Annotated in this window: 8 protein-coding genes; 4 read left to right on the forward strand and 4 right to left on the reverse strand. The window is 61.8% G+C overall.

The features are described from left to right. Positions 1-46: 46 nt before the first annotated feature. Positions 47-1,339, reverse strand: a complete 1,293-nt coding sequence (locus ABWY06_RS25165) for a sialidase family protein (protein ID WP_502948253.1) — start codon at positions 1,337-1,339, stop codon at positions 47-49. Positions 1,340-1,822: 483 nt separating this feature from the next. On the opposite strand from ABWY06_RS25165, the gene ABWY06_RS25170 reads away from it, so the two are divergent. Together ABWY06_RS25170 and ABWY06_RS25175 are read left to right on the forward strand one after the other, a co-directional pair. Further along, positions 1,823-2,851 carry an AbrB family transcriptional regulator gene (locus ABWY06_RS25170; protein ID WP_353928326.1) on the forward strand — a complete coding sequence of 343 codons (1,029 nt, stop codon included), beginning with the start codon at positions 1,823-1,825 and terminating at the stop codon, positions 2,849-2,851. A gap of 147 nt (positions 2,852-2,998) precedes the next feature. Next, positions 2,999-3,466 carry a cupin domain-containing protein gene (locus ABWY06_RS25175; RefSeq protein ID WP_353928327.1) on the forward strand — a complete coding sequence of 156 codons (468 nt, stop codon included), beginning with the start codon at positions 2,999-3,001 and terminating at the stop codon, positions 3,464-3,466. Between the two features lie 71 nt (positions 3,467-3,537). Here ABWY06_RS25175 and ABWY06_RS25180 read toward each other — a convergent pair whose 3' ends face one another. Next, complete coding sequence (locus tag ABWY06_RS25180) at positions 3,538-4,320, reverse strand: alpha/beta hydrolase (protein WP_353928328.1); 783 nt, start codon at positions 4,318-4,320, stop codon at positions 3,538-3,540. Between the two features lie 90 nt (positions 4,321-4,410). Between ABWY06_RS25180 and ABWY06_RS25185 the strand changes: the two genes are divergently transcribed. Then, positions 4,411-5,697: an NTP/NDP exchange transporter gene (locus ABWY06_RS25185; RefSeq protein WP_353928329.1), complete on the forward strand. Its 1,287-nt coding sequence runs from the start codon at positions 4,411-4,413 to the stop codon at positions 5,695-5,697. Beyond that, complete coding sequence (locus ABWY06_RS25190) at positions 5,684-6,625, forward strand: aldo/keto reductase (RefSeq protein WP_353928330.1); 942 nt, start codon at positions 5,684-5,686, stop codon at positions 6,623-6,625. The genes ABWY06_RS25185 and ABWY06_RS25190 overlap by 14 nt, the downstream gene beginning before the upstream one ends. Positions 6,626-6,780: 155 nt before the next feature. Here the strand turns inward: ABWY06_RS25190 and ABWY06_RS25195 are convergent, their stop codons facing one another. After that, positions 6,781-8,949, reverse strand: coding sequence for a TonB-dependent siderophore receptor (locus tag ABWY06_RS25195; RefSeq protein WP_353928331.1), 2,169 nt, complete (start codon positions 8,947-8,949; stop codon positions 6,781-6,783). A 92-nt stretch (positions 8,950-9,041) separates the two neighbouring features. Next, on the reverse strand, positions 9,042-9,899 hold an 858-nt coding region (gene yghX, locus ABWY06_RS25200; RefSeq protein ID WP_353928332.1), incomplete at its 5' end, for a YghX family hydrolase.

Below are 9,899 nucleotides of genomic sequence, written 5' to 3' on the forward strand. Positions count from 1 at the left end.
AGGAATATGATCATTGCGAAACTGAGATGGGCTTGCCACAGGTTGATCATTTCAGGCGCTCGGACAGCCAGGCTTCGTTGAAGGTGACGTGCTTGATGAAGGTGTTGTTCCAGGAATAAACCAGGTGATACATGCCGTCGGGGCTGCGAATGAAGTAGGGGTACTCGTACTCGAACTCACACCCGCGGCTGGTACAGACCCGGGTGTCCAGGTTGCTCAGGAACTGCGCCTCCAGGGGCTGGCGCAGCGCACCGCTGGAGTCGCGAAATTCCTGGCCAATGATTTCCTTGTAGGCTTGCGGGGAAAACGGCTCGCCTTCCGGGTCAGGTGATTTATCCAGGTCGCGCAGGGCGCGCCAGTCGTCCATTTTCGCATCGGTGCCGTACAGGCTCAGCTTGAAACGGCCTTCGCGCAGGTCATTGAGTGCCACCAGCAAGCCGTGTTCCGGCGTGGCGACCGCCGCCAGCGAAGAGTTTGGATTGGACGGGTCCAGCGGATAGGGTTCGCTCCAGGTTTGCCCGGCGTCTTCGGTCCGCGTTGCCAGCACTCGGTGGTGGGTCTCGCCGGCATAACGCAACAGGGCGACTCCGCGCTGGCCATCCAGTGGCACGACCGTCGGCTGCAATGAATTGGTGCCACGGCTGATACGGAATTTGTCGATGACGTTGCCGTCCGGGCTCAGGTACAGGTACTCGGCAAACTTGCCGAGAAACTCGTGATACACCGGAAGGCCAATGGAACCATCGGCATGAAACACCGGGGCCGAACGCACCAGGGTGCTGATATTCAGAAAGGGCGAGGTGATCAACTGGCGCGGTGCAGACCAGTTATCGCCGAAGTCATCAGAGACCATCACATTGACTGCGCTGCCGGCCCAACCCCCCATCGACACCGAGACATAGAAGAGCCACAGACGATTGTCCGGCGCCAGCGCCACGACCGGGTTGCCAAGCTTGCGAATGTACTTTCGAGTGCCTTGCTGGGTCGACTGCCGAGTCGCCAACACCTGTTCCGCACCCCATTCACCGGTTTTCGCGTTGAACCGGGCGGAACGCACCTGCACGTCTGCGGCGCCTTCGCGGGTGCCGGCGAACCAGACCGACATCAGGCTGCCGTCAGGCAGTGCCGTAACCGCCGAGGAATGCACAAAGTCCACCAGGCCCGAGGATGCGAAGCGACTGGTGTAGACGGGCTTGGCCACTTTGTCGGCCACAGCCATCGCCGGGCTCATCAAGGCAAAGGAGGAATGGACAGCGGCAGGGTGGGCAAACCAGGCGCCCGCGAACAGGCTAACCAAAATAACGTAAACGGCAAGGCGGGGAGGATTGATGCGCATCATACGGCTCGGCATCTCAGGGGCCTGATCGAGCGCCGTAACCTATCACTAGTAGATGTATATGCGGAGTTTAGCCAGGAGTGTATTTGTAAGGAAATGTTTGTATCTGCTGGGATTTTCGGCGAACGCATATATCCGGAGTCTTGAAAGTCCCGTACCAGAGGCATCGCTGCATGAATTGAAACATCCCTATGCGAGACGTCCGCTATTAGCTTTAGATGCGTGGTACGAATATCCCTGATTTACCCTCCTAAATTCCGGACTTGCTGCAGGCCCCACACAGCGGGTGATGGTGCGCGGCATAGAGCATCCGACCCTGCTGGGCGAGACCGAAGCCTTGCTCGGTTAACTTGCGGGCATGGGTAAAAACGCTCCTCGATAACGATCGGCGCTTTTTACTTGACGCTGAACAAGGTTCAGTGGGAAAAAGTGCGAGCCGGGGAAAATTGGATCCAAAAAAATCAGCGCTGGAATTAGGGACGATTCATGAAAACGCTTGTGTGCTTGCTGGTCGCAACCATTGTCGGTGCCCTGCTACAGGCGGTCGGTGTGCCCCACGGTTTGTTGCTCGGCTCGATCCTCGCCACGGCCATCATTGCCGCAAAGTCAGGCTTCGCGCCCAGGCTGCGCTTTGGCCTGGGTTACGTGCAAGTCGCCTTGGGAATCACCACCGGGCTGATGTTCCAGGCCTGGGACAGCCACACAGCCGCTGCCTTGCTGCCCAGCCTGGGTCTGTTGCTGGTATGCCTGGCGGCACAGATCGTCGTGTCCGGGTTCTGGTTGTGCAGAGTCTGCGGCTGGAACCCCAAGGATTCGCTGCTGGCGGTCTACCCGGGCGCGCTCGCGGCGGTGTTCGATCTACTGGAGTCGGAGCGGGCATCGAGCAAGGTGATCGTGGTGCACCTGGTGCGATTGCTGTTCATCACCCTGCTGGTGAGTTTCTGCGTGACCGGGCAAACCGCGGTAAGGACTGTCGACAGCAGTCCGTGGCTAGTGAGCACGCTGCTGATCCTGCTCTCGCTGATTGCCCTGTGCCTGGCGCTGGGTCGCGTGCTCCTGCGCTTTGGAGTACCGGCGCCATTCATGTTGACGGCCATTGTCCTGACCGGCGTCTACGTCAGGTCGGATTATCTCCCGGGTTTCCAGATGCCGCCGTGGAGCATCGATTTTGCCTCGGTGCTGCTGGGCATGTTGATCGGATCGAAATTCCGCGACATCAGCCTCGGGGAACTGCTGCGCCACGGACGCAGCGGATTGATGTCGGTGGGGCTGATGCTGCTGGTGGCGGCGGGCTTCGCCGCCGTGGCGTGGCAGATGCTGGGCAGTGACCCGCTGACGCTGTGGCTGGCGTACATGCCGGGCGCGATCGAGACCATTTCGATCGTCGCGTTCAGCAGTGGGCTGAACGTCGTGTTCATTCTGTCCCACCATCTGGTGCGGATGGTCGTGCTGCATTTTTCCCCGGCGTTGCTGATCCAGGCGCGGCGCTGGCGCGAGAGTGCCGACCGGGGCTGACGGGGCACTGGTTTGTATCCCAGCGTATCAGGTGTGCCTGCAGCCAACTGCGCATACATATCCAGGGTGGCGTGGACACCTGGCCGATACATGGCGGCGTTTGAATGGGGCACACCGCATCCGCGGTACAACCACTGGAGAATCGCGATGTCCCTGTTCAATATTCGTAAAACCGCTGGCGCACTCGGCGTGGCCATTGCCGCGACCACATTGGCCGCTGTCACGGGCCTGGCCCAGGCCCAGGAGGTCAAGTCGGCCACTCAGGATGCCCCGGCGACCAAGAGCTGGCAGATCGGCCTGCACCGCACCGATCTGTTGCACAGGGACCTGGACGTTGCGGGACAGGAAGTGCTTCAGGTGCGCGTGGATTTCGAACCGGGCGTGGCCTCGCCCAAACACTCCCACCCGGGGGTTGAGGTGGCCTATGTCCTGCAGGGCACGTTCGAGTATCAGCTTGAGGGGCAGCCTGCGGTGACACTCAAGGCGGGGGACTCGCTTTATATCCCGGCAGGGGTGGCGCATGTGGCGAAGAATACAAGCGCGACTACCAGCTCGGAACTGGCGACCTACATCGTCAAGAAGGGGGCGCCGTTGGTAAAGATTGTTGCTCAATAGGTTATGCGCTCAAGAGGGCGAGCATGCTGGCTTTATTCAGCGTGCTCGCCCCAGGAGCGCACCACTCGACCTCACAAAGCCTCCCGCAGCAGCCTCAGGTAATCCGCACTGTCGGAAATCGAATTATGCCCCACCCCCGGTATCACCCTGAGCACGGCCACCCCCGGAGCGAAATGCTCGAACAGCCGCTGGGTGCTCGAGCGCGGGATCACCTCGTCGTGCTCTGCAGCCATCAGCAAAGTCGGTACGCTGATCTCCCGGGCATATCGCCAGGACTCAAAGCGATCCTGCAACAGCCACCGGACCGGAAAGATCGGAAACTGCCGCGCAGCGAGTTCTTCCAGGCTGTTATAGGGCGTGATCAGCACCAGGCGCGATGCCGGGCGCTGGCTGGCCAGGCGCACCGCGACACCCGAGCCCAGGCTGCGGCCCACCAGCGTCACCTGCGGGTGCCGGGCGTACACCTCGTCGAACAACGCCAGGGCATCGCGCTGAATGGCCTCTTCGGACGGCGAGCCAGAGCTGCCGCCAAACCCTCGGTAGTGCAGGAAGTAAAGGGCATGATCGGTAAACGCCGCTGAAAACGAGGGCAGGTTGCGTGACACGTCCTCGGCGTTGCCACCGAAATAGATCAACGCCTTGGGGCCCTCGTGCTCGCGCACCGAGACCAATATCTGCGCATCGGAGCGGGGCAGCGTCAACAGCGAACTCGCCACGGCCCGGGGCTGGGGGTAATAAATGAGGGCGCGCTGGAACACCCACAGTGCCACACAGAGCACCAGGTACAGCGCGATGACGATGCCTGCGATGATCATCAGGATACGCGACATTCGGCTAACGTTAGGGAGCGGCATTGACGACTCAGGGTGGAAAACGGCGATCACTTGATCGCTGTCGCAGTGTAGTCGATTGGCCGCGTGGCGCGCCGGTCCGGGAGGGAAGCGATGCCCATCGCGCTGAAATCGCTGAAGATTCTGCCCGCGGAAAGAACCGCGCTGATGCTGGGTTTTGCCTTCCATTTTTGTGTGCTCGCCAGTTATTACCTGGTCCGACCCTTGCGCGATGCCCTGGGCCTGGAGGGCGGTGCGGACCAATTGCAGTGGCTGTTCAGCGCCACCTTCGTGGTGATGTTGCTGATGGTACCGCTCTACGGTGCGCTGGTGTCCCGACTGCCGGCTACGCGTTTCGTGCCATTGATCTATCGGCTGATTGCGCTGTCGATGCTGGTGTTCGGGCTGCTGATCGCCAATCACGTTGCGCCGGTGACCGTCGGGCGGGTGTTTTTTGTCTGGATCAGCATTTACAACCTGTTCATCGTCACGATCTTCTGGAGCGTGCTGGTCGACCGGTTTTCCAGTAACCAGGGACGCCGGTTATTCGGTTACATCGCGGCCGGTGGCACCTTGGGCACCTTTATCGGGCCTTTGCTCGCCGCGACCATGGCCGTGCGCCTGGGCCCGATGGCCCTGACGCTGGGGGCGGCGGTGCTGCTCGAGATCGCCGTGCGTTGCTACCGGGCCCTGCTCAGGCGCACGGTGTCGCGCACTGACAACCGCTCCCCGGATGGTGAGCGAATGGGTGGCAGCATGCTGGCCGGCATCACCCTGATCCTTCGCTCGCGCTACCTCCTTGGGCTGGTGGCGTTCATGCTGCTGCACACCAGCGCCGCGACCCTTTTGTACTTTGAACAAGGCCGGATCGTCTCAGGCAGCTACGCTGATGTGGCAAGCCGCACTCAATTTTTTGCCTGGGTTGATTTGCTGGTGTCGGTGCTGACCCTGGTGTTTCAGCTGTTGCTGACCGCGCCGTTGATCCGTTGGGTCGGCGTGGGCGGGGCGCTGGTGATGTTGCCCCTGGCGAGCGTCGTGGCATTCTCGGCGATGGCCATGGCGCCGGCACCTGCTACCGTTGCCCTGGCGCAAGGGCTGCGTCGGGCGGTGGAATTTGCCTTCGTTCGGCCGGCGCGAGAGGTGCTGTGGACGGTGGTCAGCCGCGAAGAGAAATACAAGGCCAAGAACGTGATCGAAACCCTGGTCTATCGCGGCGGCGATGCCGCCAGTGGCTGGCTGTCTGCGGGGCTGACGGCAGTGGGCGCCGGGTTTGGTCTGGTGGCCCTGGCGATTCTGCCGGTTGCGGGTGTATGGGCAGGGTTGTGTTTCTGGCTGGCCAGGCGGCAGGAACAACGGGCGGCCAGCACCCAGGTGGAGGAGCAAAATCATGAGCCACACTGATGGAATTACCCGTCGCCGACTACTCACGCTGGCTGCCGGTGTCTCGGCGGTCTTCACGTTCGACCCGGCCGGGGCGCAAGCGCCGCCGATCGCCACAGGAGGCAAGAGCATGCAGACCCGAGGCATTCCTTCCAGCGCCGAGCCGCTGCCCATCGTTGGGTTGGGCACTTATCGCGGCTTCGATGTCGCCCCTGCCGACCCCGCCTACAAGCAGCTGCCGGCCGTGCTTGATGCACTGTTCGAGAAGGGCGGCACGCTGGTCGACAGCTCGCCGATGTACGGGCGCGCCGAGCAGACCACCGGTGAGCTGCTGTCGATCCACGAACCGCGCTCGCCGGCTTTCCTGGCGACCAAGGTATGGACCCGTGGTCGCGAAGAAGGCATTGCGCAGATGGAGCAATCATTCCAGCTGCTGCAAACCGACCGGATCGACCTGATGCAGATCCACAACCTGCTGGACTGGAAAACCCATCTGCCGACATTGCGCGAATGGAAAGAGCAAGGGCGCATCCGCTACATCGGGATCACCCATTACACCGCGTCGGCCTATGACGAGGTGGAGGCGGTGCTCAAGGCTGAACAACTCGACTTTCTGCAAATCAATTACGCCCTGGACGATCGCGCAGTCGAGAAGCGTATTCTGCCGCTATGCCGGGAACGTGGCGTAGCGGTGATCTGTAATCGGCCGTTTGGCGGCGGTGGCCTGATTACGCGCCTGAAGGGCAAGCCCCTGCCGGGCTGGGCTTCGCAGGTACAGGTCAATAGCTGGCCGCAACTGGCGCTGAAATTTCTGCTGTCGCATTCGGCGGTAACCTGTGTGATCCCAGGCACCGGCAATCCGCGTTACATGGCCGACAATGCGGCGGCCGGATTCGGCCCGATGCTGACCGGGGCGCAGCGTGAACAGCTGATTGATCTGGTGAGCTGAGGAGCTCCAATTCGGCTCACCCGTTAACGTTTACCATCCTGCAGGAGCGAGCTCGCTCGGGAAAACCCGAGTACGCCGCGGGCTGCCAGGCACCCCCGCGTCATCGTTAACGCCCATCGCCAGCAAGCTGGCTCCTGCAAGTGATTTCGGCAGCCTTAGAAATTGAACGAAGCACTCAACCGCGCCGTCAGCGGCGCGCCCTGGAATACGTAGTCATCGCCCATGTATTCTCCGGCATCGCGCCAGTAGCGCTTGTCGAACAGGTTGTCGACGCTCAGGCGAAAGACCGTCTCGTAACCCTCTATTCGCGTGCTGAATCGGCTGCCGACATTGAAGATCGCGTAGGCGCCGGTTTCTACTTCGCCGATTTGGCTCGCGTATTTGCTGGCGCTGTACTGCACCCCACCGAGCAATGCCAGGCCGTCTATCCAGGGCAGTGCATAGTCGCCGGAAAGGCTGGCGCGCAAGGTCGGCACATTGATTGTCTGGTGGCCCTCATAAGCCGCCGTTCCCGTGCCGCTGACCCGGGAACGAATCGCCGCGACACTGGCACTGATCTGCAGGCGTTGCGTCGCCCAGCCATTGGCGGACAGCTCCAGGCCGGTGTTCTTCTGTTCGCCCTGTTGCGCGAAAGTGAAGGTGCCGTCGTCGTTGGGGCGCGAATACTGATACGCCTGGCGAATCTGAAACAGCGCCGCGCCCAGGCTGATGCGCTGCCAGTCATACTTGACCCCGGCCTCGATTTGCCGGGACACGGTTGGCGCGAGGATTTCAAAGGCGTTGGTGGTAAACCACGCCGCCTCGCCGCCCAGGGACAGGCCTTTGCTATAGCGGGTGTACAGCGACAGGTTCTGCACCGGCTTGTAGATCAGCGCAGCCTGGGGCAGGAACTCGTAACGGCGGGTATGACGAGTGGTTTCGCCCTGGCTGTCAAAGGTTTCCTCGTCCAGACGCACCGCGCGCCCGCCCAATACGGTTTGCCAGTGCTCGTTGAAGCTGATCCGGTCATTGAAAAACAGCCCGTACTGGCGGCTGTCCAGACGTCTCTGGGAGTCATTGAGCGGGCCGTCATAACGGGCGAAGTCTGCAGGCTCGCTGTCGATATTGGCGCTGCCGATCATCACATTGATCGGGTCGCGCTTGTCCACCACCCGGCGAAACGCACTGGTGCCCAAGGTCAGTTCGTGGCCCAGGCCAGCCGTGTCGAAGCGCCCGCTGAGGGTCGCCTGCAGCTCGTCGTTGCGGCGGGTATCGTCGGGGCTGCGGAAGTCATAGATATCGTAGTCGCCCTCCGGGCTGAAGTAATTCGGCACTGCGGCGTCGGCGCAGCTGGCGGCACCGTAGCAACCCCAGGCGAACGAGCTGTAGTCGTCGATCACCACCCGGCTGCGCGAAGCGCTGATGTCGGTTTTCCATGCATCACTGAACCGGTACTCGAACTTGCCGTTGAGGTTCAGCGCATCGGTGCTGACCGGGTTGGAGCCGCTCTGGTGGGCCAGCAGCTTTTTTGGCGAGGCATGGTGCGGCAGTCGGGTGCCACCCAGCAGTTGGTAGCCAGGCGCCGAGCGCTGTTCCCGGCTCTGGTATTCGGCGTCCAGTTGCAGCAGCGCATCGGGGCTGATGTTCCAGTCAAAGGCCAGGGAGGCAAAATCCCGCTGACCGTTGGCATGTTCAACGTAGGAATGGATATCTTCATGGGCCAGGTTGGCGCGCAGGCCGAACTGCTGTTCGCTGCCGAAGAACCCGCCGACATCGGTCGCCAGATAGCCGCTGCCGCGGTCATCGGTCGAGACCGTGACCTGGCGCACATCGGTCGGCCGCTTGGTCACGTAGTTGACCAGCCCACCGGGCTCCGACACGCCGCTTTCCAGGCCCGACAGGCCCTTGAGCAGTTCGACCTGCTGCTTGTTTTCCAGCCCGACGTTTTGTTCGCCAGTGATGGTGCGACCATTGATCCTGTAGCTACTGGCGGAGTTGAGCGAGTAGCCGCGCACCACGAAGTTCTCGTAATAGCCTACCGGGGCGTAGGCTTGACCCACCGAGGCGTCATTGCGCAGGACTTCGCTGAGCAGGCGCGCCTGTTGATCCTTGATAAGGGCATCAGTGATAACCGTCACCGCCGCCGGGGTGTCGAGTAGCGTGGTCGAGTCGAAGCTGGCGACCGATGCGCTTTCAGCCTGATAGCCGGAAGTGTCTTCGCCGGTAACGGTGAGTGCCGGCAACTCGGTGTCGGCCGCCAGCGCGCTGTTGGCCGATAACAGGCCCAAGGTCAGTAGATTGATGGCGGACAAGCCCTGGTGTCCTGTCCGGTAAAGCCTGTCCATGCATACTCCTCGAAGTCTGACCCGCACTCAAAGCGCGCCATCATACAGAGGACGTATCCTGGCCGGCGATTGTTAATGCCAGCGCCAGGCCTTTACACCAGATAGCGCCGGAACCAGCCCAGGGTCCTGTCCCACGCCAGGTTTGCCGCAGCCTCGTCATAGCGCGGCGTGGAATCATTGTGAAAACCGTGATTGGCACCAGGATAAATGTGGGCCTCGTAGGTCTTGCTGGCGGACTTGAGCGCCTGCTCGTACGCCGGCCAACCTTCATTGATGCGCGTGTCCAGCTCGCCGTAGTGCAACATCACCGGGGCCTTGATTCGCGGCACGTCTTTGGCCTCCGGCTGACGCCCGTAAAAGGCCACGGCGGCCCCCAGTTCCGGATAGGCCACGGCCGCGGCATTGGCCACGCCGCCGCCGTAACAGAAGCCGGTGATGCCAACCTTGCCCGTGGCGGCGTCATGTTTCATCAACCACTCGATGGCTGCGAAGAAGTCGTTCATGAGCTTTTCCGGGTTGACGGTCGCCTGCAGCTCGCGGCCCTTGTCATCGTTTCCCGGATAGCCACCCACCGAGGTCAGGCCATCAGGGGCGAGGGCGATGAAACCCGCCTTGGCAAGGCGTCGGGCGACGTCTTCGATATAGGGATTGAGACCGCGATTCTCATGCACGACCACTACCCCCGGCACCTTGCCCGGCGCTTTGGCCGGGCGCACCAGATAGGCGCGCACCTGCCCGTTGCCCTGGGGTGAAGGATAGGTGATGTACTCGGCAATAATGTCCGGGTCGGTGAAGGCGACTTGCTCGGCCAGGGCATAGTTGGGGGTGAGGCTCGCAAGCAGGGCGCCAGCGGTCAGTCCGCCAAAGGTGAATAGCGCCGCGCGGTCAAGAAACTCGCGTCGGTTGATCTTGCCGTGGGCGTAGTAGTCGTAGAGTTCGAGCAGTTGCGG

The sequence above is a fragment of the Pseudomonas sp. genome (genome assembly GCF_040514055.1).
Lineage (GTDB): Bacteria > Pseudomonadota > Gammaproteobacteria > Pseudomonadales > Pseudomonadaceae > Aquipseudomonas.

Coding starts and splice junctions, on each gene's coding strand:
- ABWY06_RS25165 (WP_502948253.1), bottom strand. CDS start 1,339: ATGATGCGCATCAATCCTCCCCGCCTTGCCGTTTACGTTATTTTGGTT.
- ABWY06_RS25170 (WP_353928326.1), top strand. CDS start 1,823: ATGAAAACGCTTGTGTGCTTGCTGGTCGCAACCATTGTCGGTGCCCTG.
- ABWY06_RS25175 (WP_353928327.1), top strand. CDS start 2,999: ATGTCCCTGTTCAATATTCGTAAAACCGCTGGCGCACTCGGCGTGGCC.
- ABWY06_RS25180 (WP_353928328.1), bottom strand. CDS start 4,320: ATGCCGCTCCCTAACGTTAGCCGAATGTCGCGTATCCTGATGATCATC.
- ABWY06_RS25185 (WP_353928329.1), top strand. CDS start 4,411: ATGCCCATCGCGCTGAAATCGCTGAAGATTCTGCCCGCGGAAAGAACC.
- ABWY06_RS25190 (WP_353928330.1), top strand. CDS start 5,684: ATGAGCCACACTGATGGAATTACCCGTCGCCGACTACTCACGCTGGCT.
- ABWY06_RS25195 (WP_353928331.1), bottom strand. CDS start 8,949: ATGGACAGGCTTTACCGGACAGGACACCAGGGCTTGTCCGCCATCAAT.